The sequence below is a fragment of the Vibrio sp. M60_M70 genome (assembly GCF_037162085.1).
Classification (GTDB): Bacteria; Pseudomonadota; Gammaproteobacteria; order Enterobacterales; family Vibrionaceae; genus Vibrio; species Vibrio diabolicus.
This window is the reverse complement of sequence record NZ_JARLUL010000001.1, coordinates 1,448,420-1,475,093: the sequence shown is the minus strand read 5'-3', so window position 1 is coordinate 1,475,093 and position 26,674 is coordinate 1,448,420. Positions and strand designations below refer to the sequence as shown.

Annotated in this window: 26 protein-coding genes and 1 pseudogene; 15 read left to right on the top strand and 12 right to left on the bottom strand. The window is 44.8% G+C overall.

Annotated elements, in window-relative coordinates:
• Nucleotides 1–93 precede the first annotated feature (93 nt).
• The 6 genes from P4S59_RS06835 to P4S59_RS06810 all read left to right on the top strand — a co-directional run bounded on the left by P4S59_RS06835 (nt 94) and on the right by P4S59_RS06810 (nt 6,616).
• Nucleotides 94–1,095, top strand: coding sequence for a 4-hydroxyproline epimerase (locus P4S59_RS06835; protein WP_337168127.1), 1,002 nt, complete (start codon nt 94–96; stop codon nt 1,093–1,095).
• A 21-nt stretch (nt 1,096–1,116) separates the two neighbouring features.
• Nucleotides 1,117–2,649 (top strand): aldehyde dehydrogenase (NADP(+)), encoded by a 1,533-nt coding sequence (locus tag P4S59_RS06830; protein WP_337168126.1) that lies wholly within the window; start codon nt 1,117–1,119, stop codon nt 2,647–2,649.
• 152 nt (nt 2,650–2,801) lie between these two features.
• Nucleotides 2,802–3,476, top strand: a complete 675-nt coding sequence (locus P4S59_RS06825) for a GntR family transcriptional regulator (RefSeq protein WP_005393513.1) — start codon at nt 2,802–2,804, stop codon at nt 3,474–3,476.
• A 30-nt stretch (nt 3,477–3,506) separates the two neighbouring features.
• Complete coding sequence (locus P4S59_RS06820; RefSeq protein WP_005393515.1) at nt 3,507–4,271, top strand: hypothetical protein; 765 nt, start codon at nt 3,507–3,509, stop codon at nt 4,269–4,271.
• 361 nt (nt 4,272–4,632) lie between these two features.
• Nucleotides 4,633–6,225, top strand: a complete 1,593-nt coding sequence (locus P4S59_RS06815; RefSeq protein WP_005397753.1) for a S41 family peptidase — start codon at nt 4,633–4,635, stop codon at nt 6,223–6,225.
• 70 nt (nt 6,226–6,295) lie between these two features.
• On the top strand, nt 6,296–6,616 hold the full coding sequence (locus P4S59_RS06810) for a hypothetical protein (protein WP_005397755.1): 321 nt from the start codon (nt 6,296–6,298) through the stop codon (nt 6,614–6,616).
• Between the two features lie 71 nt (nt 6,617–6,687).
• On the opposite strand, the pseudogene rlmF reads toward P4S59_RS06810, so the two are convergent.
• Nucleotides 6,688–7,814: pseudogene (gene rlmF, locus P4S59_RS06805) on the bottom strand (23S rRNA (adenine(1618)-N(6))-methyltransferase RlmF).
• A complete protein-coding gene (locus P4S59_RS06800) occupies nt 7,801–8,316 on the bottom strand; it encodes a YgjP-like metallopeptidase domain-containing protein (protein ID WP_104969347.1) in 516 nt (171 codons plus the stop codon). Before P4S59_RS06800 ends, rlmF begins: the two are co-directional and overlap by 14 nt.
• 138 nt (nt 8,317–8,454) lie before the next feature.
• On the opposite strand from P4S59_RS06800, the gene P4S59_RS06795 reads away from it, so the two are divergent.
• A complete protein-coding gene (locus P4S59_RS06795) occupies nt 8,455–8,685 on the top strand; it encodes a glutaredoxin family protein (RefSeq protein WP_005377871.1) in 231 nt (76 codons plus the stop codon).
• Nucleotides 8,686–8,712: 27 nt separating this feature from the next.
• Here the strand turns inward: P4S59_RS06795 and P4S59_RS06790 are convergent, their stop codons facing one another.
• Complete coding sequence (locus P4S59_RS06790) at nt 8,713–9,582, bottom strand: LysR family transcriptional regulator (protein ID WP_054866061.1); 870 nt, start codon at nt 9,580–9,582, stop codon at nt 8,713–8,715.
• A gap of 106 nt (nt 9,583–9,688) precedes the next feature.
• On the opposite strand from P4S59_RS06790, the gene P4S59_RS06785 reads away from it, so the two are divergent.
• The 3 genes from P4S59_RS06785 to P4S59_RS06775 all read left to right on the top strand — a co-directional run bounded on the left by P4S59_RS06785 (nt 9,689) and on the right by P4S59_RS06775 (nt 12,260).
• Nucleotides 9,689–10,912, top strand: a complete 1,224-nt coding sequence (locus P4S59_RS06785) for an MFS transporter (RefSeq protein WP_104969345.1) — start codon at nt 9,689–9,691, stop codon at nt 10,910–10,912.
• An 89-nt stretch (nt 10,913–11,001) separates the two neighbouring features.
• On the top strand, nt 11,002–11,574 hold the full coding sequence (locus P4S59_RS06780) for a DUF1415 domain-containing protein (protein ID WP_053807305.1): 573 nt from the start codon (nt 11,002–11,004) through the stop codon (nt 11,572–11,574).
• 110 nt (nt 11,575–11,684) lie between these two features.
• The gene (locus tag P4S59_RS06775; RefSeq protein WP_005397767.1) at nt 11,685–12,260 is read left to right on the top strand and encodes a nucleoside triphosphate pyrophosphohydrolase family protein; all 576 of its coding nucleotides are present in this window, start codon (nt 11,685–11,687) and stop codon (nt 12,258–12,260) included.
• 69 nt (nt 12,261–12,329) lie between these two features.
• On the opposite strand, the gene btuD is transcribed toward P4S59_RS06775, so the two are convergent.
• From btuD to cobT, 8 genes are all read right to left on the bottom strand, one after another.
• Nucleotides 12,330–13,097 carry a vitamin B12 ABC transporter ATP-binding protein BtuD gene (btuD, locus tag P4S59_RS06770; protein ID WP_337168125.1) on the bottom strand — a complete coding sequence of 256 codons (768 nt, stop codon included), beginning with the start codon at nt 13,095–13,097 and terminating at the stop codon, nt 12,330–12,332.
• Nucleotides 13,084–14,079, bottom strand: coding sequence for a vitamin B12 ABC transporter permease BtuC (btuC, locus tag P4S59_RS06765; protein ID WP_053807303.1), 996 nt, complete (start codon nt 14,077–14,079; stop codon nt 13,084–13,086). Before btuC ends, btuD begins: the two co-directional genes overlap by 14 nt.
• 82 nt (nt 14,080–14,161) lie before the next feature.
• Complete coding sequence (locus P4S59_RS06760) at nt 14,162–15,190, bottom strand: succinylglutamate desuccinylase (protein ID WP_006741645.1); 1,029 nt, start codon at nt 15,188–15,190, stop codon at nt 14,162–14,164.
• Nucleotides 15,191–15,464: 274 nt separating this feature from the next.
• The gene (locus P4S59_RS06755; RefSeq protein ID WP_258646609.1) at nt 15,465–17,261 is read right to left on the bottom strand and encodes a M3 family oligoendopeptidase; all 1,797 of its coding nucleotides are present in this window, start codon (nt 17,259–17,261) and stop codon (nt 15,465–15,467) included.
• Nucleotides 17,262–17,389: 128 nt separating this feature from the next.
• The gene (gene cobC / locus P4S59_RS06750) at nt 17,390–18,004 is read right to left on the bottom strand and encodes an alpha-ribazole phosphatase (protein WP_258646611.1); all 615 of its coding nucleotides are present in this window, start codon (nt 18,002–18,004) and stop codon (nt 17,390–17,392) included.
• A gap of 11 nt (nt 18,005–18,015) precedes the next feature.
• On the bottom strand, nt 18,016–18,549 hold the full coding sequence (gene cobU, locus P4S59_RS06745; protein ID WP_161443146.1) for a bifunctional adenosylcobinamide kinase/adenosylcobinamide-phosphate guanylyltransferase: 534 nt from the start codon (nt 18,547–18,549) through the stop codon (nt 18,016–18,018).
• A complete protein-coding gene (locus tag P4S59_RS06740) occupies nt 18,546–19,352 on the bottom strand; it encodes an adenosylcobinamide-GDP ribazoletransferase (RefSeq protein WP_337168124.1) in 807 nt (268 codons plus the stop codon). The genes cobU and P4S59_RS06740 overlap by 4 nt, the downstream gene beginning before the upstream one ends.
• Nucleotides 19,352–20,395 (bottom strand): nicotinate-nucleotide--dimethylbenzimidazole phosphoribosyltransferase, encoded by a 1,044-nt coding sequence (gene cobT / locus P4S59_RS06735; RefSeq protein ID WP_253651527.1) that lies wholly within the window; start codon nt 20,393–20,395, stop codon nt 19,352–19,354. Before cobT ends, P4S59_RS06740 begins: the two co-directional genes overlap by 1 nt.
• Before the next feature lie 247 nt (nt 20,396–20,642).
• Between cobT and P4S59_RS06730 the strand changes: the two genes are divergently transcribed.
• The 5 genes from P4S59_RS06730 (at nt 20,643) to P4S59_RS06710 (ending at nt 25,593) form a co-directional block, all read left to right on the top strand.
• The gene (locus P4S59_RS06730; protein ID WP_268845009.1) at nt 20,643–21,332 is read left to right on the top strand and encodes an NAD(P)H-binding protein; all 690 of its coding nucleotides are present in this window, start codon (nt 20,643–20,645) and stop codon (nt 21,330–21,332) included.
• A 200-nt stretch (nt 21,333–21,532) separates the two neighbouring features.
• Nucleotides 21,533–22,906: an L-cystine transporter gene (locus tag P4S59_RS06725; protein ID WP_337168123.1), complete on the top strand. Its 1,374-nt coding sequence runs from the start codon at nt 21,533–21,535 to the stop codon at nt 22,904–22,906.
• Between the two features lie 156 nt (nt 22,907–23,062).
• Nucleotides 23,063–24,484, top strand: coding sequence for an exodeoxyribonuclease I (gene sbcB, locus P4S59_RS06720; protein ID WP_005397785.1), 1,422 nt, complete (start codon nt 23,063–23,065; stop codon nt 24,482–24,484).
• A 55-nt stretch (nt 24,485–24,539) separates the two neighbouring features.
• Nucleotides 24,540–24,914, top strand: a complete 375-nt coding sequence (locus tag P4S59_RS06715; RefSeq protein WP_005397786.1) for a CidA/LrgA family protein — start codon at nt 24,540–24,542, stop codon at nt 24,912–24,914.
• Nucleotide 24,915: 1 nt separating this feature from the next.
• Nucleotides 24,916–25,593: an LrgB family protein gene (locus P4S59_RS06710; RefSeq protein WP_005377888.1), complete on the top strand. Its 678-nt coding sequence runs from the start codon at nt 24,916–24,918 to the stop codon at nt 25,591–25,593.
• 113 nt (nt 25,594–25,706) lie between these two features.
• On the opposite strand, the gene P4S59_RS06705 is transcribed toward P4S59_RS06710, so the two are convergent.
• Nucleotides 25,707–26,663, bottom strand: coding sequence for an IS110 family transposase (locus P4S59_RS06705; RefSeq protein ID WP_033906599.1), 957 nt, complete (start codon nt 26,661–26,663; stop codon nt 25,707–25,709).
• Between the last annotated feature and the right edge of the window lie 11 nt (nt 26,664–26,674).

The window sequence follows — 26,674 nt, the reverse complement described above, 5'->3', positions numbered from 1 at the left end:
ACACTTGAAAACGTAGATTGTATACAATATATTTTACATTACGTTAACATCACTATTGTTTAATTCAACCATTTTTTCAGCAAGGAGCGAAAAATGAGACAAGGAACTTTTTTCTGTATTGATGCCCACACCTGCGGCAACCCAGTTAGGCTGGTCGCAGGCGGTGTGCCTCCACTCGAAGGCAATACCATGAGCGAAAAGCGCCAATACTTTCTTGAGCATTATGATTGGATTCGTCAGGCACTCATGTTTGAGCCTCGCGGACACTCAATGATGTCGGGGTCCGTTGTTTTGCCTCCTTGCAGCGATAACGCAGACGCTTCAATTCTGTTTATTGAAACCAGTGGCTGTTTACCAATGTGTGGCCACGGCACCATTGGAACCGTCACCACCGCTATCGAGAATCGCCTTATCACTCCCAAAAAAGAAGGCCGTTTGATACTTGATGTCCCAGCAGGACAAATCGAAGTGCACTACCAAACAAAAGGTGACAAGGTCACGTCGGTGAAGATATTTAACGTACCAGCTTACCTTGCCCACCAAGACGTAACCGTGGACATAGAGGGCTTAGGTGAGCTCACTGTCGATGTTGCTTATGGCGGAAACTATTACGTAATCGTCGACCCTCAAGAAAACTACGCCGGACTTGAACACTACTCTCCAGATGAAATTTTGATGCTTTCACCAAAAGTTCGCGAAGCGGTATCTCGAGCGGTTGAGTGCGTACATCCAGAAGATCCAACAGTATGCGGTGTTTCTCACGTGCTATGGACCGGAGAGCCCACTCAAGAAAACGCCACCGCTCGAAATGCTGTGTTTTACAGCGACAAAGCGTTGGATCGATCGCCATGTGGTACGGGAACAAGTGCACGTATGGCGCAATGGCATGCAAGAGGCAAACTCATTCAAGGGGAAGACTTTGTTCACGAAAGTATCATCGGCAGCCTATTTCAAGGACGCATAGAAGGCATCACCGAAGTGAATGGCAAAGCCGCTATTTTGCCAAGCATTGAAGGATGGGCACAAGTATACGGTCACAACACGATATGGGTAGACGATGAAGACCCATATGCGTACGGATTTGAAGTGAAGTAATAAGGATAGTAAGGAAGAATGATGAACCCACAAGAACCAACCACTTTTTACGCAGTCAACGCCTTTACTGGTGAGCCTCTACCTATAGCGTTTCCGGTACATGGAGAGCAAGAAGTTAATCAAGCCGCCTCAGCCGCCCAAAGCGTTGCGCGTGAGTTTCGCCAACTAAGCAATGCAAAGCGAGCGAGCTTACTTTGCTCTATCGCCTCTGAATTGGAAGTGAAGAGTGAAGAAATCGTTGCTCGTGCTCATTTGGAAACTGCCCTTCCCGAAGCACGTTTAAGCGGTGAAATAGGACGTACAGCGAGCCAATTAAGACTATTTGCCGAGGTTGTGAGATCGGGTAATCACCATCAAGCAATTTTCGATACGCCAAACCCAGACCGTCAACCACTGCCGAAACCAGATATTCGTCGTCAGCAAATCGCAATTGGCCCTGTCGCCGTGTTTGGTGCGTCTAATTTTCCGCTCGCATTTTCTACTGCAGGTGGTGATACGGCTTCGGCACTGGCAGCTGGCTGTCCTGTGATTGTAAAAGGCCATACCGCCCACCCTGGCACCAGTCAACTTGCTGCTGAGTGTATTGAGGCTGCACTTGAGAAAGAGTGCTTACCGCAAGCCATCTTCACGCTATTGCAAGGTAACAAGCGCGCACTTGGCCAAGCACTCGTTACCCATCCAAAAATTAAAGGGGTTGGGTTTACAGGCTCCGTCGGCGGTGGCCGTGCACTGTTTAATCTAGCTCAGCAAAGACCAGAGCCAATCCCATTCTATGGCGAACTAGGGGCGATTAACCCAACATTTATTCTCCCTTCAGCCATACGAGAGAACGCCTCATTGGCTGAAGAGTTTGTGGCTTCTATGACCTTGGGCTGTGGACAATTTTGTACAAAACCAGGCGTTGTATTTGTCTTGAATAGCCCAGAAACGCAAGCCTTTATCGAAACCGCTCAAGGGTTAATTCGACAACAGTCAACTGCCACTTTGCTAACGCAAGGAATCCGAGAAACGTATGAATCCGAAGTGGATAAGCGAACTTCCGAAACAGGCATTAACGTAACTCGTTCTGAACAAGCAGAAGTGACCAATGTCGCACCAGCACTGTTCGTGACGGACAGTAAAAACTGGCGTAAAAACCCGCAATGGGAAGAAGAAATATTCGGTCCTCAATCGTTGATCGTAATCTGTGAAGATTTCGATGACATGTTGAAACTGAGTGATTCGCTGGCAGGTTCCCTCACCGCAACCCTTCACGCCACCGCTGAAGACGAAGAACAAGCGAAGCAACTGCTTCCAAGTTTGGAAGAAATCGCCGGACGCCTTGTATTCAACGGTTGGCCAACTGGCGTCGAGGTTGGTTACGCTATGGTTCATGGTGGACCATATCCGGCTTCAACCAATTCTGCCTCAACATCTGTCGGGGCAGAGGCTATTCATCGTTGGTTGCGTCCCGTCGCTTATCAAGCTTTGCCAGAATCTTTATTGCCGGATTCATTAAAAGCGTCGAACCCACTGGGTATTCAACGCGCCATAGATGGCAGAGTCTCCCAATAAGATCACCAAATGGCTCAAAAAGGCATCAACTGATGCCTTTTATTTCACTCTACTTCTCAAAACCTTCTTTCCTAGTTGGTTTGTGTCAGAAAAACAATAAACTACTAAGGTAAAATGGATTGGATACAATATTAATTTCACGGGAGACTTCAATGTCACAGAAACCTGTTTTTAAAACGCGTACTCAGCTCGTTGAGGAAGCAATTCGAACTCAGATCTTGAAGGGCGAGTTAAAAACTGGTCAACCTTTACGTCAAGATGCGTTAGCAAAAGAGTTTAATGTTAGCCGAATTCCTGTGCGTGAAGCGTTAGTTCAATTGGAAGCACAAGGACTCGTTAGCTTTGAACCTCACAAAGGTGCGACGGTCACTGAGCTATCTCCAGAGAAAATCAATGAGCTATTTGAACTGCGCGCTGTCGTGGAATGCCACATTTTAGAGCGTGCGATTCAAAATATGACAGACGCTGACCTGGAACGCGCGCGCGAAGTTCGCGAACGTTTCGAGTCAGTAGTGAACAGTGGCGACGAAGTAGAAGAATGGAGCAACTACAACTACGAATTCCATAAAGCCCTATATGCGCCAGCCAACATGCCTGAAACTATGGACGTCATTTACAGCCTGAACACAAAGTGTGACCGATACATACGTATGCAGCTATTGTTCACAACAGGCATTAAAAAGGCAGAAGAAGAGCACTTAAGCTTGTTTGAAATGTGCCAAAATCGCGATATAGAAGGCGCCAAGTATCTGCTGAAAAAACACATTCTAGAAGCAGGCACTGCGATTCGAAACCTGCTGCTTGAAAGGCAAAATATCAGCCAGTAAACGGAATAACGAATAAGGTGATATTCAAGGATGAATGTTGGACCAAAGTTTTTACTCGCAGCGCTACGACAAAAGATTAAAGAAGAAGGGCTTTGCTATAATTCCTTGTCAGAGAAAAGTGGCATCCCTTTATCTAGTATAAAACGCCACCTACATAATCCGGCTTTAGGTTTGGATAAAGTACTTATTTATCTGAACTACCTGAATACCGATCTCATCGAACTCGCAACCTTAGCCAACGAGCTTCAGCACCAAAACGAGCAAATGCTAACAGATGAAGAGAGCGCCCTTTTCGTTGAGCATCCTTATTTACTTGATTTTATTTATATGCTGACTTCTCGTGATATTAAACCGCAAGAGATAGCCCATACTTACGGACTTTCTGATACAAGCTTACGATTCTATTTGCGTATCGCGGAAATTCTAGGATATGTCGAAAACTTCGGAGACGGCTTGTTTTACCGTTCTGGTCGTCGATTTATTATGGAAGAAGGTACGGCATTAGACACCTTATTCAAAGAGCGATTTCAACAAGAGTCGCTTTCTCATGATATCAACCCAGGCGTATGTATTGGCCGCATTAGGCTCACCGAAGAGCAGAAAGTGCAAATAGAGGACGAGCTTTGTAATAAATTAGCGAAACTTAACGCAGTTAACACTTCCAACAATGAAGGTGAACTAACAAATATATTGATGCGCTGCACTCCCGGCGCTCAGATATTTTTCGCTGATGATTTACCCAACATTGACGGAAGCTTATTAAAGCACGTCGCTCAACTCACTAAATTAAGTTAAAGCATCAGATAAATAAATCAAACAAATCCCAGATAACATCATATATCCCTACCAAACTATTGATTCAAAGCGTTTCCTGAATCTAATTCTGATTTTTTATTTAGCGATCATCGCTTCGTCAACTAAGAGCTTGTCTTAATTTCACACTTACTAATGGTCTTGTTAGCTATTTTGAAATAGACAGAAAACTTAAGTAATGACTAATTTAGCTTAAGTATAAAAGACAACTTTTTTACGTTATTTACCTCACACTATTTAACTATAAATTTGCAGACGAACAAATTAAATTAATACATTCATCTAGCTAATAAAAAAGCAAAACAGATAATTATAATTCTATTATTTATAAGGACATAGAAAAGTGAAATTTAAGTATTCTTTAGCAACGGCAGTCACTCTCGCATTATTACAAGGTTGTGGCGGTGGCGGCGGTGATGGTTCATCTACTCCGTCAACTAGCAGCGCAACCGGACCAACATGGAAAGCCGGTGATTTTAGCCAACCATCAAGCTCGTTTGTCAACCAATGTGAAACCCCACGAGTGGGTCGAGACCCATATAACAATTATGCCGCCTATCCAGATGAATTAGGTTCTGCTTTACACGAAAAACTCTTTTTAAGAGCTTTTACTAACGAAACTTACCTTTGGTATGACGAAGTTCCTGATAATAATCCAGCAAACTACAAAACCGTGACGGATTACTTCAACACATTGGTCACCTCTGCTACTACCACGACTGGTAAACCGAAAGATCGCTTCCACTTTACCGTCCCTTATGAAGATGATATGAAGTCATCGCAATCTGGTTTAGTCGCTGGGTTTGGTTTTAACTGGGCATTCCTACGCGGCGTACAACCTAGAGACGTTCGTATCTCCTATACTGAAGAAGCCTCTCCAGCGGATAGAAGCGGCATTGCTCGTGGTGATAAGCTTCTAAAAATCAATAATATTGATGTGGTTAACACCGGTAGTCAGTCCGACATTGATTTTATTAATAGAACGCTGTTTAACCCTGACATCAATCAAGATTACACCTTCACATTTGAGAGTGTTGACGGCCTAAAGAAAACCGTGACGCTTACCGCCTCTGATGTCATGACTTCTCCAGTTAAAAATGCCAAAGTGATCGCACACAATGGTATGCAGATCGGCTATCTACAATACAACTCATTTGAACCAAGCGCTCAAGCCCCACTTATTGAGGCGTTCAGTACGCTCTCGGCAGAGAATGTTGACGAGATCGTCGTTGATTTACGTTACAACGGCGGTGGCTTAGTCCTTCAGTCCTCGCAAGTAGGCTACATGCTAAGCGGTGCTGGTCAGAACCGAGTCTTCAGTGAGTTGATTCACAACGACAAAGTGATGCGTACCATTAAAGATGGGGATAACATCTATCGCTTTACGAATCTAGCAATAGACTGGGCAGCACAAAAGTATTCGGACCAAGTGCTGCCGACACTGAACAAAAAGCGCGTATATGTGCTGACTTCAGGAGGCACGGCTTCCTCAAGTGAACTGTTGATCAACGCTTTGCGCGGCATTGATGTGGAGGTTATCCAAATAGGCTCAACAACCACAGGTAAACCGTATGGGTTCTCAGCAGAACAAAACTGCGGCACTATGTACTACACTATTCAGTTCAAGTCAGCGAACGAGAAAAAATTTGGCGACTTCTCTGATGGTTTTATTCCTACTCCAAAGAGCCAAATCAATACCGAGCTAGGCTTAAACAATAGAGTGGAAGGTTGCTGGGTCAATGACGACCTAACAAAACCATTAGGCGATCCGTCTGAAGGTATGCTTTCTGCGGCACTAAACTACATGGAAACTGGAACCTGTCCGCCGGTCTCCTCTTCTAGTTTCAACGCCATGCCGCGTAATATTTCATCTCCGGAGTTAAGCGATCTTCGCTCTCCGCTACGAACAGAGGCAATTCATGTTGAGATCAACTAACTTTTTACGAATGCTAATTCGGGTTGCGCTTTTCCTAGGCACTTCGATTTCTTTGATAGGATGCCAAGCTATGTCACAAGAACCCGTTGAAGCATTGAGTAAAAAGAACTCTCCGGAAACAGTCATAGAGATTCAAAACGCGATTGCAGAAATCCAAGGGACACCAGCGCCTAGAATCGCAAATAACGTATTTGAATCCTCACCGCATTTGTTGATTGAAAAAGGACGAGTAAAAGGGAACAACAATCAACTGTTGGATGGCAGCTATACGGATCTTCCAGACCAATATACGTTGCAGATAAGAGGTGAAACCTGTGGCTTGTACTATGCCAAAACAGATACTTTTGTCTCTCTCAGTTCACTAGATTGTGAGCCCATCATTAAGTTTTAGATCTCCCAAAATAGAAGCCCGCTGATATCAGCGGGCTTCCTACTTTATTGTTCAGTGTGAAACGGTCAACGTTACTTTAATTCAATCCATGCTTTACGCTGTTGTTTATCCATGTATGACCAAGCTACAAAACGGCTCACTTTCTGTCCTTGGCTCATTTCAACCACACGAATGGCTTTCACACCCAATTTTTCAAGCTGCTTGCGCATCGGGCGAACGTTGTCTTTTTTGGATATAAGTGTTGTAAACCACAAGACCTGCGCGGCAAAAGCTTGGCTTTCATTCGCCATTTTTCGGATAAACGCCGCTTCTCCACCTTCACACCACAATTCAGCGTTTTGACCGCCAAAATTCAACGCAGGCTTACTTGTCTTTACTTGTGCGGTTTGAGGTTTTAGCCCTTTCTTACGCTGGTTTGCTTTTAGATTATCGATTTTACGCTGGCTGCCCATAGCGGCATCTTCCGCCGAACGATGGAATGGCGGATTACATGTCGTCACATCATAACGATCATTCGGTTGAATGATACCTCGATAAATATTGGCATCATTGTGTTGCTGTACCAGTGCAATTTTTCCCGTCAAAACACGATTGTGCTCTACGATCGTTTGAGCCGATTGGATGGATTTTGGATCGACATCGCTGCCCGTATAGTGCCAACCGTATTTTGTTACACCAACAATCGGATAAATACAGTTTGCTCCCACGCCAATGTCCAACGCTTTCACTTTTTGGTGCGCGTACTGACCTTTTGCTTCACCATCAAGTAGTTCTGCCACTCGGTGAATGTAATCAGCGCGGCCCGGAATCGGTGGGCAAAGGTAGGTGTCGGGAATGTCCCAGAACTCGATACCATAATACGCAGCAAGCAATGCTTTATTGAGCATTTTAACAGCGTTAGGATCAGAGAAGTTTATGGAGTCTTCCCTTTCGGATTTTTGATAACGAATGGCTTTAACTGTGGTTCACTTTCCACGAGTTTTTTAAAATCGTAACGACCTCGATGAACATTACGCTCATGTAAACCATTCTTCGCTATTTTTATGAACTCGACTTCGCTCTTTCCTGCAGGCTGCGGGGATTTGCGCGCAACTTTGTCTTTAACACGCTTCGGCTTGGCTTTATTCGCGTCTTTATTCTGAGCCGCCTTTGAAGTCTTTGGCTTTGCTTGCTTCGCGTTGTGATTATTGTTCTTCATTCAAATTCGCTTTTAAATCGAGGTAAATCATAAACAAACGAGCATCAAATTCGAGTTGGTGATACTCAGGCTCCATGTAGCAACATAGCTGATAGAACGCCTTGTCGTGGCTTTTCTCACGAGTATGCGCCAACTCATGTACCACCAGCATTCTTAATAGTGGCTCGGGCGCATCCTTAAATACATTGGCAATGCGAATCTCGTTTTTCGACTTCAGCTTACCGCCATGGTTTCTACTGATAACACTGTGCAAACCAAGCGCGTTGTTTACCGCGTGAATTTTCTTATCGTAGACAACTTTACTGATTGGCGCGGCTTTCTTCATGTAGCAGTTTTTGATTGCCATGGCGTACTCATAGAGCGCCCTTTCGCTTTTGATTTGGTGCCTATCGGGATAACGCTTTTCGAACCAAGGAACAAACTTGCCACTCGCTATCAATGAGCTCACCTGCTCTACGATGTTTTGTGGGTAGCCTTGAATGTATCGAAGTGACGGATGCATAGAATTAACGTCTGTTATGACAAAATAAAGGCGCTCAATATACCTGAGATAAAGGACAGTTTCACCTTAGCTTTCGCCTTTCATTTATGGTGAAAGGCCGTTAAACTTCGCCTCCCAATGATAATGGAGAGAAACTCAATGAAACGTGTCGTCCTTTACGTCAAAGACAAATGCCCTCACTGCAAAGATGCTCAACGTTATCTGGATTCGAAAAATATTAACTATCGTTTGTGCAATGCTAAGATGCAACGCGGTCGCAAAGAACTTGATGCGCTTGGTGCTCGTTCAGTGCCAGTTTTAAAAATTGGTGATCGGGTAATGATTGGCTGGAACCCAAAGAACTTCGAGAAGATGTACAAAGGCGACTAGTGCTCGAACAATGAATCTGCGCTGCGTTTAAACGTAGCGCTTGATAAAGTCGATAAACGTTCGATCTGCTATTGATAAATACCCCTGCTTGCGCCAAGCAAGTGCCAGATCCAGCGTCACTGGTGGTTCAAACGGCACGCCAACAACGCCTGACTCATGTTGGGTCACCAATTCCAGTAACGCGGTAATCGCAAACTCTTGTTTCACAATACTCAAAATCAAAGGCAGTAAGTTGGTTTCGAATGATGACTTCATGGTAAACCCATGCTCCTCACTCACCTGATCCAAAAATTCACGGTGAAAATAGCCATGCTGAAACATAACCAAATCGTGTTCAAAGAACTCATCAAAAGTAAGAGATTCTCGCTGGGCTAACTCATGCTCAGGTGAAACAACTGCGACCATTTGGCTAGTAAACAAATGGTCAGTTTCTAGGTCATCAGGCACGTTATCACAACTGATCACACCGATATCGAGTTGACCATTGAGCAGCATACGACGAATCGATTGAGTCCCAGCTTCGACCAAGGTCAATTTTAACTCCGGGAACTGGCTCTTAAACGCCATCACAATTCGTGGAAAGAAATAACTGCCCATCATTGATGGCGTCCCGAGTCGTACTTCGCCTTTCGCTAAACCTTTCAACTCATCAATCGCGAGCTGCGCGTCGTGCAACTGTTGAATCACCCGCTTGGCATGTACAAGTAGCGTTTCGCCCTCTTTCGTTAAGCTGATTTTTTTATCATCACGGCGAAATAGGGTAACGCCCAAAGACTGCTCAAACTTTTTGATAGAAATGCTTAAAGCGGGCTGGGCAATATGCAGGGCTTTCGCCGCATGGGTAATGTTTCCATGTTCAGCGACCGCCAGAAAATGTTTAAGTTGTTTCGATTCCATTAGATCAAAAATATATGGTGTCCATATTTTTAATATATTTTTTTAATTTACAACGAACTGATAGATTGATCACAGTCTCTCCATTTGCTCACATTAGGCAGGATTCATGGTCAGTTTTGGCACACCGGAATACAAACGCATTACGCTCTCGCTAGCGCTTGGTTCCTTCTTGGTTTTTTCAAATTTATACCTACTACAGCCAATGCTGCCCACTTTTGCCCAAATTTTCACGATCTCAGAAACACAAGTGAACTGGCTATTTGCGGCCTCAACACTGGCTCTCTCTTTTAGCCTCGTCCCAATGGCTGTGTTATCAGAATCAGTGGGACGAAAGCCAGTTATGATGGTCGGCCTGTTTTCGATTCCTACCCTTTCCGCTTTGATGCTGTTTGGTGACTCATTCCTGTTTTTGGTGGTATGTCGAGCACTGATCGGGGTCGCGCTCGCGGCTTTTGCTGCGGTCGCCGTGGCTTACATGGCAGAAGAGCTCGACAAGCACGCTTTCTCGATGGCAATTGGAACGTACATTGCGGCTAACTCATTAGGCGGTATTGCAGGGCGTATTAGCGGCGGCTTATTGGCGGACAATTTCAGTGTTGATGTCGCCATTGAAGTTATGATGGTGTTCACTCTTCTTGGTGTCATTGGTGTTCACTATTTATTGCCAACACAGCGCAACTTCACCCCGTCATCAAGCAGTTTGCGCCATCAAAATCGTGCGCTTATTGGTCATTTTAAAAACCAACGCGTGTGGTTCGCGATGCTGATAGGAGGACTCAACTTTGCTTTGTTCGTCAACCTTTATTCCGTAATGGGTTTCCGTCTGGTGAGTGAACCTCACAATGTACCCGTCGGGTTGGCCTCACTGATCTTTATTTGTTACTTGGGAGGGACTTTCTCCTCTCGTTGTGCAGGCCACTGGAGTAAACGTTATTCCTCAATCCTCGGTATGTTCTTAGGCGCGATAGTGAGCATGACGGGAATGTGGATTGCTGCGGTTGAAAGCCTGACTGCAATGCTAGTTGGGTTGTTGCTGATAAGTTTTGGTGCCTTCTTTACTCATACCCTCGCCTACGGTTGGGTCGGTCAGAATGCCACTCGCGCCAAAGCCACCGCGACAGCGCTCTACTTAGTACACTACTACGTAGGCGGTAGCTTAGGAGGATTCTTGCTTCTTTATTGTTGGCAGCATGGAGGTTGGTCGAGTGTTCTTATGGGGGGAAGCGCCGTCTACCTAGCGATGTTTGCTGCGATTGCGTATTTGAAACACATTGCCGAAAGAAAGCATACTGACCAAACACCTGACGCTGCGAGTTTAAAGAGTAGCTAAGGTACGCTCATTTGCGTAATACCTCTCTGGTTACTTGGATAACCAACTCTGCTATGCTTGCGCTACTTTAATAAAAACCAGAAAGTCGTATGTCAACGCGTTCAACACAAAACACAGATATCGAAGCGATCACTCAACAGGTCGATCAATGGCTCAACGATGTGGTAATCGGACTCAACCTTTGTCCGTTTGCTGCCAAACCGCAACGTAATAAACAAATCAAAATCTTTGTTAGTGAAGCGACTCAAGAAGAAGCGCTTCTTGAAGATATTTTATTGCAGCTGATTGAGCTGAGTAACACAGAACCCGAACAACTTGAGACCACGTTGGTTGTGGTTCCCAACATGCTACAAGATTTCTGGGACTACAACTTTTGTATCGATTGGGTTGAAGGATTAATTAAGCAACAAAACTGGGAAGGCATTTTCCAAGTGGCGACTTTCCATCCTGATTACTGTTTTGGCGGCGCAAGACCTGAAGACGACGAAAACCTGACCAATCGTTCTCCTTACCCAATCTTCCATTTGATTCGCGAAGAGAGTATGGAAAAGGTACTAAAACACTATCCTGATCCTGAATCCATTCCCGATACGAACATCGCTCGTGTTTCCGCCCTTTCAGAGGAAGAACGTAAAAAGCTGTTTCCTTACCTATTTCGTTAAGCACTACCATTACCCAAAGGCAGATTTATCACCAGTTGGATTCAATGCCCTTGGGGTTCAAAGTGCGGTTTGGTATCATTGCCGCTTCAATCGATTCAATGGAAATTAGAATGCAACTGTCAAAGCTAACCCAAGAGATTTTTGATCACTTATACCGTGATATCACCGAGTTCCGTAGTACGTTCGACTTACCAGTCGCAGACGCTGCAAGCCTTGATGCACAAGCAGATACACTACACACCTCTTTGGCGATCGAAGAGCTAACAGAGCTAGCAGAAGCAGATTGTAAAACTGAGCAAGCAGATGCCATCGTAGACAGCGTGTATGTATTAATGGGCCGTCTCGTTCATCTTGGCCACAGCAAAGTAGAAGACAACCTGGCGATCAGCTACTTAATTGATCTTCTATTAAACGTTGCGGTAAACCGTGGTATCGAATTTATTCCTTGCTGGGATGAAGTACATTCAAGCAACATGAGCAAAGTATGCCGTAACGAGCAAGAGTACTCAGAAACAGAGGCATTCTACGCGGAACAAGGCATCAAGTTGATGGCGGTACAGAAAGGTGAATACATCATCGCAAAATGCGCCGAAGATTTCGTATCGGAAGGTAAAACCATTCGTAAAGGCAAAGTACTCAAATCAGTTTACTACCGCCCAGCAGATCTAAAACCGCTAACTCAGTAAGCGTTGAGTTTGGCTATCTCGATTAAAAAAACGACCTCAAGTAGGTCGTTTTTTATTGTCTCTTAAATACTAATCAAAGATTAAATAAGGTTGCTCATCTACGATGACCTTTTTGACTTGAGTATTGAATACTTCCCCGAGGGCTTCTTCCGTTAGCACAGTATCGGAATTCCCTGATGAGTGCAGCACACCGTTGTTAAGCAGCAATACTTTATCTGCGTGCTTTAATGTGCGGTTGAGATCGTGATTAGCAACCAATACTCCAATTCCCTGCGCCGCCATAGCGTTAATCAATTGATAGAGCAGACCCTCTTGCGCAATATCTAATGGTGCTGCTGGCTCATCCAAAATTAAAAACTGCGAAAAAGGATTAATGGTACGCCACACCTGCAAACATACACCTGCTAATCGGACACGTTGCCACTCACCGCCGGATAATGTTTGAATACTGCGATGAAGCTTATCTTGCAGCTGTACCAGCTCCACCACCATATTGACGGCATCACGCACTTTGATATCCGCAATCTCAGCACCACTTGGCAGAGATAGGGCGAGATACTGAAAAACATCGACATTAAATGCTGGACGTGATTGCTGACACAAATAACCTCGAACATGAGCTTGCTCTGACAACGGTAAAGTAAGCAAGTTTTTGTCGCCAACGTACACTTCACCACTCATACCGTCTCGGTGGCTTAACGTACCAGAAATAGCAGCCAATAAAGTGCTCTTACCGGAACCATTAGGCCCAACAACATGTACGATTTCGCCAGCTTTGCATTCAAAAGAAAGGGGCAATAATCGACTACCAACCGACATATGTTTAACGTGCATCATGACTCTTCACCAGCATCCAGATGAAAATAGGTGCGCCAATCGATGTTGTCATGACACCTAAAGGTAGCTCAGCGGAGTCCAATAACAGCCTTGCGCCGATATCCGCAAATACAAGTAACGCAGCGCCAGATATTGCAGAAAGTGGCAATAAATAACGGTTTTCTGTACCAAAAGCCAAACGCAACAAATGCGGTACCACCAAGCCAACAAAGCTGATGATGCCACCCAAAGCGACTGAACTCCCCACCAAGACAGAAATGGCGAGGATCAGTTTCCAACGCATTTGATGTACATCGACTCCCAATTGGGTCGCATGAATCTCACCAAGCATCAATTTATCAAGCGACTTGCCTTTGCAACACAACCAGATAAGCACCGGCAGCATCACCAAGGTAACGGTATGTTGATACCAACTTGCACCACCAATGCTGCCCATTAACCAATACATAAGTTGGCGTAGGCTAAGATCATCACTGAAGTAAAATGCCCACGTCACAATCGCGCTCGATAAAATACCCAATGCGACACCAACCAAAAGCAATCGAGCCGTCGTCAGATGCATTGCCCTTGCTATCGCCACCAAAACAAACGTGAATACCATCGAGCCTGCAATCGCTGCCAACATAAAAACAATCGGGGTGGGAAGAACAGGTGACGCGAACATGATTAAGACCATTGCTAAGCTTGCACCACCAGATATACCAAGCACGCCGGGTTCAGCCAAAACGTTCCCAAGCAACACTTGTAACGTCGCGCCAGATACCGCTAACGCAGCACCAATAATTGCCGCAGACACCAACCTCGGTAAACGCAAGTCCACCAGTAGCTTATGTTCAAATGCAGATAAAGATTGAAAAGGAGAAAGGAAAATTTCTCCGACCATCAAGTGGATGGCAGAGAGTACAGCGAGCACGATCGACATAACCATCAGGTTACGTTGCCAGCGTCGTTCCTTGTTCAGGATAAGTTGTTGAAAATCCATAGCGGCCGATAAAAACAAACGAGGCTTAACCTTACAGTTAAGCCTCGGTAAATTGCAATTAACTTCTCAAAGCAATGTTGGATTAATCGTAAACCAACTCGCCCTCTTCAAAACGGGTTTTCACTTCACAAACCATCAGAGCTGCACGTTGACCTATTGCGACATGGCGGTTCGGGAAGACAATCGCTTCGTTTTCGTTCTTCGCCATTAATGGTTTGTCGCCATCATGACCAAACACTTCGCCGTGAACAAATGAAGTGAAGTTTTCAACATTGTCGTCGAACATAAAGTCAAAGTCTTCGTTCAGGCGAACGATTGTGCGACTTACGCGATATTTAATGCATGGTTTTGGTAGGTGTTCTGGCTTCGTTTCCGCAATCAAATTACGTAAAGACAAATCAAACGCAGTCAATTTATCGAGGTCATTTTCACCAATACGAGCCACACGACCAAGCTCCATTGTGAGAGCTTGCGCACCAAAGTTCTCGGCACTGTACCAGCTAAACGTACTCGATGGTGAGTTTGATAAGAGCACAGCTTCAATGTGTGCACTGTCCAAGAAATCGATTAATGCCTTGCTTCGCACAGGATGACGAGTCTTAGGACTTACTGCAAACGTATAGTGCTTCGAACCTCTAATCGCGCAGTGTAAATCAAGATGCCAGCGTGTTGTCGGGTCGGTATCCTGATAGAAATCGCGAACGAGCAACTTTAGTGTATCAGCGATGACAAGCTCTTTTGTCTGCTTGTGTTCTTTTTCGTCAAAAAGACGGTTGAGGTTTTCTTCAAGGAATCGCGTGTGCGCCAGAGTGGATTCTGGATGAGCGATAATGAATAGACAACGGGTATCGACCGTCTGGAACCCAGATTCTATGTCTTGAATAATGGAATCCACCAGCTCCATCGGTGCCGTTTCATCTCCGTGAACCCCACAAGAGATGATGACGTTCTTCGTATCCTGAGTATAGTTCTCAGGGATCACTTCTAGTACACCACGCTGATAGAGTTTAAGTTTTACACCGTTAGAAAGCACCTGCTCCGCTGGTGCAACATCGATATGAACATCTAACGTGTCAGTTAAAAACGATTGGCGAAAGAGAGACTTCGTCATGCGTTACTCCTTAATAGCACGGCGGGTATGTTAATAAATTGTACAAAGGATTTTTGTTGCTGCGATCTCACTTATGAGTAGAAATCACTATTTCCCTCGAAAATCCGATACCTTTTCGCGCCAGGCACTCAAATCAAGCATTGAGGCGTTTAATTTTTGAACAATTACAAAGTGTTAGGGCTGTGAACTTTACCACAGCCCTGATTAAGATCATTATGATTTGATCAAATTTTTGTAGCTATAAAGCAGATTATGCATCAACACTGCGAAAAACTTAGCCGCGCTGTGCGAGCAAACGCTCAAACTCATCGACTTTTTCACGCACTAGCTCAACGCTCTGCTGCCAAAACGTTGGTTGAGTTAAATCCATCGATAGATGCTTTTCGACAACATCTTCCGCCATCATGCAGCCGGTATCGCGCAGCAAATTGATGTAATCGGTGTAAAACGCTTCGCCTTTGGTTTCTCGCTGTGCATAAATACCCTTGCTGAATAAGAAACCAAACAGGTATGGGTAGTTATAAAAACTCACACTATCGATAGAAAAGTGCAGCTTGCTTGCCCAGAAGTACGGATCCGGCTCGCTCATTACGTCGCCATACCATTGTTTCCAAGTTTCAGACATCAACTCACAGAATTCATCTGCGGTTAACTCTCCATCCTGGCGGCGTTCATAGAACGATTTCTCAAACTCATAGCGAACCGGAATGTTGATCATTAAAGCTAGCGCAGATGACAACTCTTCCCACAACATCTCTAGTTTTTCATCGACGCTCTCCGCTTTCGAAATCAAATGATCACGAACGATGTTTTCTGCAAAAATAGAGGCGGTTTCTGCTAACGTCATTGGATAGTAAGTTTGGCAAAGTGGCAAATCACGAATAACCCAGTTATGAAACGCATGGCCAAGTTCATGTGCAAGAGTCATAAGGTCTGAGCGACTGCCACTCCAAGTCATAAACACAAGGGGTGTTCGCGTTGCTGGCAGTTTGGTGCAGTATGCGCCGAGGCGCTTGCTGGCATTTGGCGCGGCATCAATCCATCCGTTTTGTACCATCAAACGGACAAACTCCGACATCTCAGGGTTTACTGTTTCAAATGCTTCACAAATAACATCAATCGCTTCATCAAAGTCGTAGACCTTCGCTTCACCGCTCAAAGCAGGCATAGCCGCCAGATGATTCCAAGGTTTCATCTCATCCAGACCATGTACTTTCGCCATCAATAAACCCGCTTTCTGACCAATAGCTCGACTGTCTTTGGCTACTGTCATCATCGCATTTAAAGTTTCAGCTTGGATTCGGCTACCATGCAAACTCGGCTCTAGGAAGTGAACTTCACGCTTCGTCGAACGCTTTTTGTTTTCAGTTAAACGCCATCCTGCCAACGCATTCAAAATTGCAGCGAATGATTCTTGGTGCGTTTGCATTGCATCTTGTATGCCTCGCCACGCAGCTTCTTGGCGCTCAAATTCAGACCCATAAAGAATGCTTGCCGCTTGAGAAAACCCAAGCTCTTCACTCTTACCATCTGCATACTTAAGCTTCACTTTCAATGAGCCAGTCAGGTTATCGTATAGGTTACCCCAAGCCGATTTGCCATCCACACTCATCGCAGCCAGTAACTGTTCTTCTGCGTTGCTAAGACGAGTATCCGCCAACTTTCTAGAATTCAAGATAGAAAATGCTTGCCCACTGATATCAGGATTCTCATGATCTAACACGCGCAAGATAAACTCTTCGTCGGCATGCGTTAGTGTCAAATCAAAGGGACTAAACGCTTGAGAAAGCTCCGAAAAGATGCGGGTCATTTTACCAAGTAACGATTTCGCTTCGGCGTTTGTTGCATCAACAGAAGCATAACAACTCGCAAAATTTGCAACTGTGCCCGCTAAACGACTCGCGGCTTCATTGGTCAAAATCGCATTTTGCATGATCTCTACGTTGCCACAATCTGCTGATTGTTTATTCAAAAGATCAATACATTGTTCAACAAGAGCAATATCGTCTTGAATTCGTGGGTCAGAAAGGTCGTTATAAACGATGGACAAATCCCAACTCGGCGTGGTCATTTCTATATTTCCTTTTTATGTAACTGAGTCAATTTTCGCTTCCTGCACCTAGCAGATGGGCTTCCACTGACATCCTCCGTGACTATGCCCGTAAGCAATATCGTTCTGGGCATTTTAATATTTATAAATTAACGAGTTAAAAGAGGTACGCCAATCGAACGCACCGAGGCGTAAATTTGCTCATCGATGGTCATTGTTATATGCGTGACAGAAGCGTTTCCTATCGACAACGTCGAATACCACTTGGGGTTACGCCAATCTAACTCCAATACATGAGCAAGAATCATACGAATGACGCCACCATGCGTGACGATAAGTAGATTGTCATTGATATCGTTGATGATTTGAGACCACACGCGACATATGCGCTCAGAAAATGTGCTTAAGCTCTCAGCATTCGGCAACGTGTGTTGTGCTGGCGATTGCCAAAAAGCATCTAGCTTTTTCCACTGCTCAGTGAGCATATCAAAAGGCACACCATCAAAATCACCAAACGCCATTTCTTGTAAAGATTCATCCGTCATTACTGGTAATAATTGCTGTTCAGCAATGATGTTTGCCAGTTCTTGACAACGTGAAAGCGGAGAACAAATCACTCCACCCACACTTCGTCCACTCTCGATCCAAGCCCGAGCAATGCTTTCTTGGTCAGCAGGCGTAACTTTTACATCCGTTTGGCCATGGAGTCCTAGTGGAGCATCTACTTTTCCATGACGCACAAGATAGATATTGAGTGTTTTCATTTTGTTCCATCCTACTCTTTAAGAACCAACGGCAAACCAGCAGCAACAAAGGTAACACGATGGCAAACACTGGCTAGTTTTTGATTCATCCGTCCTGCATTATCCACAAAGTAACGACTAACCGCCCCCAAAGGCACAATACCCATTCCAACCTCGTTAGAGACGAATATTAACGTCGCATCTGAGCCACGTACCACCTGTATAAGCTTTTCAATTTCTGCTTCTAGCTTCTCATTGGAACATTCATCACCTAACTCAAATATCCAATTATTGAGCCACAAGGTTAAACAATCGACCAATACAACATCGGTGGTAGCGAAACTTGTCAGTAACTCAGATAAATGAAGGGGGCATTCATGCTCTTGCCACTCGCCCCCTCGTTGCTTTTGATGATGCGCTATTCGCTCTCGCATTTCTTGGTCAAATGGCAGCGCGGTTGCAACATAATGTAATGAGTGTTGAGAAGTGGTCGATAATTGCTTGGCTGTTTTTTCCGCCAAATGCGACTTCCCAGAGCGCGCGCCACCGAGTATCAATTGCTTCATAAGATGTGATAAAACCCAATCATAGTGAGATAAATAAGCAGTTCCGATAGCTGCTGCGCTGCGCCAAGACAATCCCCCGTAAAGCCGCCAATTCGCTTGGTTAACCAACGTTTGAACATCAAACGAAATACCACGAGAACAAGCGATATAAAGATCGCCTGCGTGATACCAAGCACAAGCAATGTTATGCCACCAGTAAACAACAAAATGGAGACTTTTAAAGAAGACTGGCTATTTGCCAGCGGTTTACTTTTCGACGTATCACTGTCACTAACATAAGGCATGTCATAAATAAGCGTCGCGGCTAGTGCTCGGCTTGCGGTATAAGCGACGACAATGACCAACCAAAACTGCGGCAAGTTAGCCAGTTCACTCCAAAAAACATACTTAGCCAATAACGCCATAATGAGAGTGGCTGCACCATAAGTGCCAATGCGGCTGTCCTTCATAATAGAGAGGCGTCGCTCGACAGTCATGCCACCGCCAATGCCATCCGCCATATCAGTCAAGCCGTCTTCGTGAAATGCCCCTGTTAACAATAAGCTAAACACCATTGTTAATACTATGGCAACCGATTCTGGGAAAAGAATTGAGGTGAGCGAAAATACCAGAGCACAAAGCGCTCCAAGTACGAGACCAACTAACGCGAAATAACGTCCGGCCTGATTCATGCGTTCTTCACTGTATGGCAACGCTTGGGGTACGGGTAAGCGACTAAAAAAACTGATAGCTAATAGAAACAACTCCCACTGGTATCTTAACGATGACGGCGTGACGTTCTCAGAATTATCAGGGACTGACACTATACTGTAACTCCTGCACTCTCAAAGCTCGCCATCTTGTTGTAAAACTGGGCAGCAGCTTTTAACAAGGGTAAGGCAAGAGCGGCTCCGGTTCCCTCCCCTAATCGTAAACCAAGATCGAGTAGAGGTTCTGCTTTTAGGTACTCTAATACAAACTTATGTCCATTTTCTTCGGAGCGGTGGGCAAACAACATGTATTCGCGTGCTTCTTCGTCTAGCAACGTTGCTATATACGCAGCAACCGATACGATAAACCCATCCACTAAAACTGGAGTTTTAAGCCGCTTGGCTTCTAAAAAAGCACCTACCATTTGTACGATTTCAAAGCCTCCAACCTGTGCGAGAATCGCTTTAGTATCAAGACCTCGACATCGGTTCACGCCCTGTGCCACTAGTTTATATTTACGACTCAACTGCTGTTGATTGATTCCTGTACCGACACCAACACAATAGTCAATATCTAATGAACTCAGCGCCGATAACAGTGCGGAAGCCGAACTGGTGTTACCAATGCCCATCTCACCGAACATCAATAGATTTGAGCCAGACAAAATGGTTTGCTCAGCAATCTTCGCACCATACTCTAAACCTAGCGCCACTTGTTCTGGGGACATCGCTGATTGTTTAGAGAAATTAGCCGTACCGTTACCCAACCGTTGTTCAACCAAGTTTGGATGAAACTTAAATTCTGGAACCAGCACATCAATAGGTGCCAACATGCCGCAATCTATTACTTTGAGTTGGATGCCATTGATGTCGCAAAAGCAGTTGATGGCTGCGCCGCCGGCGAGAAAGTTAGCCACCATTTGCTGAGTGACTTCGCTTGGCGCAATACTTACGCCCTCCTCTGCAACGCCGTGATCTCCAGCAAATACCAGCATGCTCGGTTTACAGATAGCGATGGAATCAACTGGCTGAGGTTTATCCTGACTTTGAATAATAGCTAGCTGTAGTGCCACCTTTTCCAATAAGCCTAAAGAACCAACAGGTTTGGTTTTGTTATCTATGCGCGCTTGTATCTCCGCTGCAAAAGAGTCATCCATTTTTTACGTTCCTTTGATGTTGTCTGGGTGAGAAGTGTTCCATTGATTAAGAAATCTTGCTCAACCCCAGTTTTGAGCGTCCACTATTGTATACCCTTGCATCCACTTGGGGCAGCGCTAATCAGTTTTCTGTCAGGAAAGTATACTGAGTTCGCAGAGCGTCTCACCTTTCGAGCATTCGATTATAAGTAACTCCTTGAAATCCGCTACAATAGCTTAGGCTATATTCCCATATAGGAGAAAGGACATGGATAACAACACCTGCGCCATCATCGCTGGGGCGACTGGCTTAGTCGGTTCAAAAGTCATTACAAACCTCATAAATCAATCAGGTGTTGGGACCTTATATTATCTTTCTCGCCGCCCACTCGATGGCGTCCTAGATGCGGACAATAAGCTTGTTCCTCTCATTGATGCCGACCTTTCTATCCACCAATGGGATGATAACCAACCAACACCGACCATCGGCTTTATCTGTTTAGGCACAACCCTTAAGCAAGCAGGCAGTAAGGATAATTTACGTAGAGTAGATGTTGATCTGGTGTGTAAAGTCGCCCAACAGATGAAAACGATCGGAGTCAAACGCCTTGCGGTTGTTTCTAGCCTCGGTGCAAATAGTAAATCGCCATCCCATTACTTAGCTTGTAAAGGACAAATGGAACAACGAATCGAAGCTATGGATTTTGAGGAAATCGTATTTGTTCGCCCAGGCCCGCTTGTTGGTCAACGTCAAAACCCAAGAATGGACGAGAAGTTAGTACAAACTCTGTTTAAGGTAATTCGCCCACTTATGCTTGGCAAATTGTCCAACTTTTTACCTATTCGAGCAGAAGATGTCGCCAAAGCGATGATTTATCAACTTTTCAGTTATCAAGAAGACTCGGTGGTTTATTTACAAAGGCAAGAAATGCGTGACTTACTGCATCACTACGAATAACCATTTTGTACATTTAACGTGCTAATTCACACTCTCACGCGACTTAGATCTCGTTTTTATATTCATTTTAGATCTAGCTAATACCCGTTTGTCATTTTTAAAGTTATATCGCGAGCGTTATCTTACGCTCCATAAACAAATCCGTATAAAACCCCGTATAAAAAACAACCGCCATTTCGGCAGGTTGATAAGGTCAGATTATGAATTTTGCAGTGATAGCCTCTCTAGCCGTCTTTGTTGGCATATTGTTCTTTCTATTTAACCAACAACAAAAGAAACACACACTCTCTCGTCTCGTTTTAATCGGTCTTGTTACTGGTTCTCTTTTTGGTCTTGCTTTGCAACTCATTCACGGTGAAGGCAACAGTGCGATTGCTCAAACACTTGAATGGGTCGGTATTGTAGGCAGTGGCTACGTTGGTCTACTGAAAATGGTCATCATGCCACTGGTGTTAGTGTCGATGATCTCTGCAGTTGTTAAATTAGAGAAAGGTGGATCATTAGGTAAAATTTCTGGCCTGACCATCTCTGTTCTTCTAGTAACGACTGCAATTGCTGCACTCATCGGTATCTTGGTGACAACAACATTTGGCCTGTCAGCAGAAGGTTTAACTGAAGGTGCGCGTGAAACCGCTCGTATCGCCGTTTTAGAAAGCCGTGCTGGTACAGTAAGTGACCTGACTATTCCTCAAATGCTAGTTAGCTTCATTCCAACCAACCCATTTGCTGATCTAACAGGTGCTCGCTCGACCTCAATTATCGCTGTCGTTATCTTCGGTGTATTAACCGGTATCGCCGCTCGTAAAGTGATGATGGAAAAAGTAGAGTTAGAATCACCGATTCGTACTTTCGTAGAAGCAGCTCAATCAATCGTTATGCGATTAGTGAAGATGATCATGGCGTTAACGCCATACGGCATCGCAGCACTGATGGCAAAAGTGGTAGCGACATCAAGCGCAGGCGACATCCTAAACCTACTTGGCTTTATTGTGGCGTCTTATGTTGCTATCGCACTGATGTTTGTTGTTCACGGCGTATTAGTCTCTTTTGTCGGCGTTAGCCCTGCGGAATACTTTAAGAAAATCTGGCCTGTACTGACCTTCGCGTTTACATCTCGTAGCTCAGCAGCAACGATCCCACTAAACGTAGAAGCGCAAATCACCAAGCTTAACGTTCCACCCGCGATTGCAAACCTATCAGCATCGTTTGGTGCCACTATCGGCCAAAACGGATGTGCAGGTATCTATCCTGCAATGCTGGCAGTGATGGTAGCTCCGACAATGGGCATCAACCCACTGGATCTGCACTTTATCCTGTCATTGATTGCGATTATCACTATCAGCTCATTTGGTATTGCTGGAGTCGGCGGAGGTGCAACGTTTGCAGCATTGATTGTTCTCCCTGCAATGGGCTTACCTGTCACCATCGCGGCGCTACTTATCTCTATTGAACCATTGATTGACATGGCACGTACCGCACTGAACGTTTCAGGATCAATGACTGCGGGTACGATTGCTAGCCGAGTGCTGAAGTCACCAGAAAGTGAAGCAACATTGGAAGAAACACGAGCATAGAACTCACATTCCTTCCAAAGCGATAAAACGTAAAATATCAAGCCGATGGTTCGCCATCGGTTTTTTCATTTTCAAAAATTCAACTTGCATCTTTCGTTGCTAGTCAAAGCGTTGAATGGTCTAATACTGTCATCGGTTTTGTAAACGGTAAGCAGAATGCACCAAGATAATCAGCCCACTTTTTTCTTCTTTGATTATGAGACATGGGGAACCAACCCCGCGAAAGATCGCCCAAGCCAGTTTGCTGGTGTTCGTACAGATGAAAACTTTAATATCATCGGCGAGCCTTTAGTCATGTACTGTCAACCACCGGCTGATTATCTTCCGTCTCCTGAAGCTGCACTTATTACTGGTATTACTCCGCAAAAAACGGTTCAAGAAGGCCTTTCTGAGCCTGAGTTTATCGCTAAGATTCACGCTGAACTCGCGAAACCAAATACCACCAGTTTAGGCTACAACAGCATTCGCTTTGATGACGAAGTGACACGTTATACTTGTTATCGCAACTTTATCGATCCATACGCATGGAGTTGGCAAAACGGTAACTCGCGTTGGGATTTACTCGATGTATTACGCGCGTGCCATGCCCTTCGCCCAGAAGGCGTAGAGTGGCCAGAAAACGAAGATGGCTTCACTAGTTTTAAATTAGAGCACTTGTCTGTTGCTAACGGCATAGAACATAGTAACGCGCACGATGCGATGGCAGACGTGATTGCGACTATCGAAATGGCGAAAAAAGTCAAAGCAGCGCAACCAAAATTGTTTGACTACTTCTTTTCTATGCGCCAAAAGCGCAAGCTCAATGAATTAGTCGACATCGTCAACATGACGCCGTTGATGCACGTTTCAGGCATGCTAGGGCGCGAATGCCAGTACACTAGCTGGATTGTGCCTGTTGCTTGGCACCCAACCAATAATAACGCCGTTATCACTATCGATTTAGCGAAAGACCCTCAGCCTATTCTAGAGCTATCCGCAGAAGAGCTACACGAAAGACTCTACACTAAGCGAGAAGATCTTGGTGAATTGCTACCAGTGCCTGTTAAGTTAGTTCATTTAAACAAATGCCCTATTCTCGCCCCTGCAAAAACGTTAACGGCTGAAAATGCGGAGTCTATTGGCATTGATCGCCAGCAATGTCTCGCTAATCTCGCTTTGTTGCGCCAACATCCTGAAATTAGAGAAAAGCTGATTAGCCTCTTTTCAGTCGAGCGTAAATTCGATAAAAGTGATGACGTCGATACGCAACTTTACGACGGATTCTTCTCTCCGGCCGATCGCGCAGCCATGGATATCATTCGAGAAACCGACCCGAACAATCTTGCCGCATTGGACATTGAATTTGATGACAAGCGCATTAAACCTCTATTGTTCCGCTATCGTGCGCGTAACTTCCCAGGCACATTAGACGAGCAAGAACAGAGACGCTGGGCATTACACTGTCGAGAAGTGTTTGAAAGCCAAATTGAAGAGTACATGCTGAATTTAGAAAACTTAGTTCACGAACATGAAAGTGACGAAAAGAAGATTGCGATATTAAAATCCGTGTACCGTTATGTAGAGAGCTTAGCTTCTTAACTCCTCCTAATACAAGCGCACCTTATGGTGTGCTTGTTGTTTATATACTGTCAAAATGATTAAAGAACGATTCTTACAACTGATCCAACTGCTCATTTCAATCTTCCTCATCATGGGGGCACTTGGCATCGGAATTACCATTCAAAAGTTCACTGGCGTTTCCGTCCCAGGAAGTGTCATCGGTATGCTCGTACTGTTTTTCTCCATGACTCTTGGGCTTGTAAAGGTCGATTGGGTCAAACCGGGCGCCACGCTATTTATCCGCTACATGATTTTGTTGTTCGTTCCTATTAGCGTGGGATTAATGCAACATTTCGATATGCTACTCGCTAATGCCCTCCCTATCATTGCTAGCGCAGTTGGAGGCTCACTCATTGTACTAGTCAGCCTCGCTTGGCTGCTGGACTACTTGCTAAAGGAGAAGCACTGATATGTGGTTAGTTGTTACCATTGCGGTTTTTCTTGTCGCGCGCCAAATCGCAATCAAAGTGAATAATCCTCTAGCAAATCCTTTGCTGATCAGTATTGCAGTGCTCATTCCTTTGCTTACTTACTTAAATGTACCGTTTGAAACGTATTATGCGGATAACGAAGGGATCAGTTTTTTACTTCAACCAGCCGTAGTTGCTCTGGCTTACCCGCTATATGAACAACTACCACAGATTAAAGCAAACTGGCGAATCATCACTTTTGCTTGCACAGTAGGCAGTGTGATGTCGATGATGACAACCACCTTGATCGCAGTCGCTTTCAAAGCAGATATCAGTTTAATCGCAAGTCTAGTGGGTAAATCCGTCACTACGCCAATAGCAATGGAAATTTCGAGTCACCTCGGTGGTGAAGCTGCCGTTGCGGCGATCTTGGTTCTGATTGTTGGTTTATTGGGCGCGATTTTGGCGTACCCAATTTACAACTTAATTGGAATTAAACACCCTATTGCACGTGGCCTAACAATGGGTACCGTGTCTCATGCCTTAGGCACCGCGACATGTGCAGAGAAACAGCCCATTGATGCCGCGTTCTCATCACTCGCATTGGTTTTATGCGGCATCATCACTTCTATTTTGGCTCCAAGCTTTTTTGCTTTGGCTGTCTGGCTATATCAATAGTTAAGCGCTCTCGGTCTGCCCTCCTTCCGGCAGGCCGTGGCCTTCCCGTTTCTTCCTTATCCCTTCCAAAATTCTGTATTACCTCATCTAACAAGAGACTATGGCGTCAATAGTTAATTTTTGAGGCTATCTGTATCCCACATAACACCATCTCTTAGCATTGAATTTAAGATAACAACCATCTTTCTCATGCAGGCAACAATGGCAACTTTTTTCGGTTTTCCTGCCGTAAGTAGTCGTTCATAAGTTGCTTTGAAAACAGGGTTGCATTGGATAGCCGACATCATCGCCATATACATAACGGTCCTAACTTGAGACCGCCCTCCTTGTATCAGCCGCTTACCTTTAAAGCGGCCACTTTCTCTTGTTATTGGTGCGACACCAATGAGAGAAGAAGCTTGTTTGTTAGTGATAAAGCCCAGCTCGGGTACATTACTAATTAGGGAGGCAGCAAGGACTTTACCAACACCAGGCATGCTTTGGAGAATAGTATTTTTGGCTTGATACTCAGGACAACTCTCAATCAGTTTCGCTATCTTTGCTTCTACTTTTTCAATCTGATTTTTCAGGGCGGTAAGGATAGGGGTAATCGTAGACGAGATATTCTTAGGTAATATTTGTAGTCGGTTTCTTTCCATGGTTTGCATGGTGAGTAGCTGGTTACGCCTTGTGACTAAGTCACTCATAAGGCGTATGTTTTCGCTTTTTAGTTTGGTCAGTTCTGGCTGAACACGTTCGGCATAATGTGCGATGAGAGCGGCATCTAAACGGTCGTTCTTAGCTCGTTGACCAATGGCACCAGCAAACCTTTTAATACGTAGTGGGTTGGCAATAACATAAGGTAATTTGGCTTTGTCACAGGCGAGTATAAAAGGCATTTCTAATCGACCTGTAGCTTCGATGACGACACGTTGAGGTTTGTGTTTCTTAATGGTTTTTATGGCATCGCTGATGCCTTTTTCGGTGTTCGGGACAGTGAAGTAAATATCGAGTGGTCGGATGTAGATGTCTAATTGTGACTTACCAGTATCAACGCCGACATTAATGTTTTGAAGTGTGTTTGTATTCATAATAAGCTAAC

Coding starts and splice junctions, on each gene's coding strand:
- btuD (WP_337168125.1), bottom strand. CDS start 13,097: ATGATGCACGTTAAACATATGTCGGTTGGTAGTCGATTATTGCCCCTT.
- P4S59_RS06705 (WP_033906599.1), bottom strand. CDS start 26,663: ATGAATACAAACACACTTCAAAACATTAATGTCGGCGTTGATACTGGT.
- cobU (WP_161443146.1), bottom strand. CDS start 18,549: ATGAAGCAATTGATACTCGGTGGCGCGCGCTCTGGGAAGTCGCATTTG.
- P4S59_RS06760 (WP_006741645.1), bottom strand. CDS start 15,190: ATGACGAAGTCTCTCTTTCGCCAATCGTTTTTAACTGACACGTTAGAT.
- P4S59_RS06795 (WP_005377871.1), top strand. CDS start 8,455: ATGAAACGTGTCGTCCTTTACGTCAAAGACAAATGCCCTCACTGCAAA.
- P4S59_RS06800 (WP_104969347.1), bottom strand. CDS start 8,316: ATGCATCCGTCACTTCGATACATTCAAGGCTACCCACAAAACATCGTA.
- cobC (WP_258646611.1), bottom strand. CDS start 18,004: ATGAAAACACTCAATATCTATCTTGTGCGTCATGGAAAAGTAGATGCT.
- btuC (WP_053807303.1), bottom strand. CDS start 14,079: ATGGATTTTCAACAACTTATCCTGAACAAGGAACGACGCTGGCAACGT.
- P4S59_RS06785 (WP_104969345.1), top strand. CDS start 9,689: ATGGTCAGTTTTGGCACACCGGAATACAAACGCATTACGCTCTCGCTA.
- P4S59_RS06820 (WP_005393515.1), top strand. CDS start 3,507: ATGAATGTTGGACCAAAGTTTTTACTCGCAGCGCTACGACAAAAGATT.
- P4S59_RS06810 (WP_005397755.1), top strand. CDS start 6,296: ATGTCACAAGAACCCGTTGAAGCATTGAGTAAAAAGAACTCTCCGGAA.
- P4S59_RS06835 (WP_337168127.1), top strand. CDS start 94: ATGAGACAAGGAACTTTTTTCTGTATTGATGCCCACACCTGCGGCAAC.
- P4S59_RS06715 (WP_005397786.1), top strand. CDS start 24,540: ATGATTAAAGAACGATTCTTACAACTGATCCAACTGCTCATTTCAATC.
- P4S59_RS06790 (WP_054866061.1), bottom strand. CDS start 9,582: ATGGAATCGAAACAACTTAAACATTTTCTGGCGGTCGCTGAACATGGA.
- P4S59_RS06830 (WP_337168126.1), top strand. CDS start 1,117: ATGAACCCACAAGAACCAACCACTTTTTACGCAGTCAACGCCTTTACT.
- P4S59_RS06730 (WP_268845009.1), top strand. CDS start 20,643: ATGGATAACAACACCTGCGCCATCATCGCTGGGGCGACTGGCTTAGTC.
- sbcB (WP_005397785.1), top strand. CDS start 23,063: ATGCACCAAGATAATCAGCCCACTTTTTTCTTCTTTGATTATGAGACA.
- P4S59_RS06825 (WP_005393513.1), top strand. CDS start 2,802: ATGTCACAGAAACCTGTTTTTAAAACGCGTACTCAGCTCGTTGAGGAA.
- cobT (WP_253651527.1), bottom strand. CDS start 20,395: ATGGATGACTCTTTTGCAGCGGAGATACAAGCGCGCATAGATAACAAA.
- P4S59_RS06780 (WP_053807305.1), top strand. CDS start 11,002: ATGTCAACGCGTTCAACACAAAACACAGATATCGAAGCGATCACTCAA.
- P4S59_RS06755 (WP_258646609.1), bottom strand. CDS start 17,261: ATGACCACGCCGAGTTGGGATTTGTCCATCGTTTATAACGACCTTTCT.
- P4S59_RS06775 (WP_005397767.1), top strand. CDS start 11,685: ATGCAACTGTCAAAGCTAACCCAAGAGATTTTTGATCACTTATACCGT.
- P4S59_RS06725 (WP_337168123.1), top strand. CDS start 21,533: ATGAATTTTGCAGTGATAGCCTCTCTAGCCGTCTTTGTTGGCATATTG.
- P4S59_RS06710 (WP_005377888.1), top strand. CDS start 24,916: ATGTGGTTAGTTGTTACCATTGCGGTTTTTCTTGTCGCGCGCCAAATC.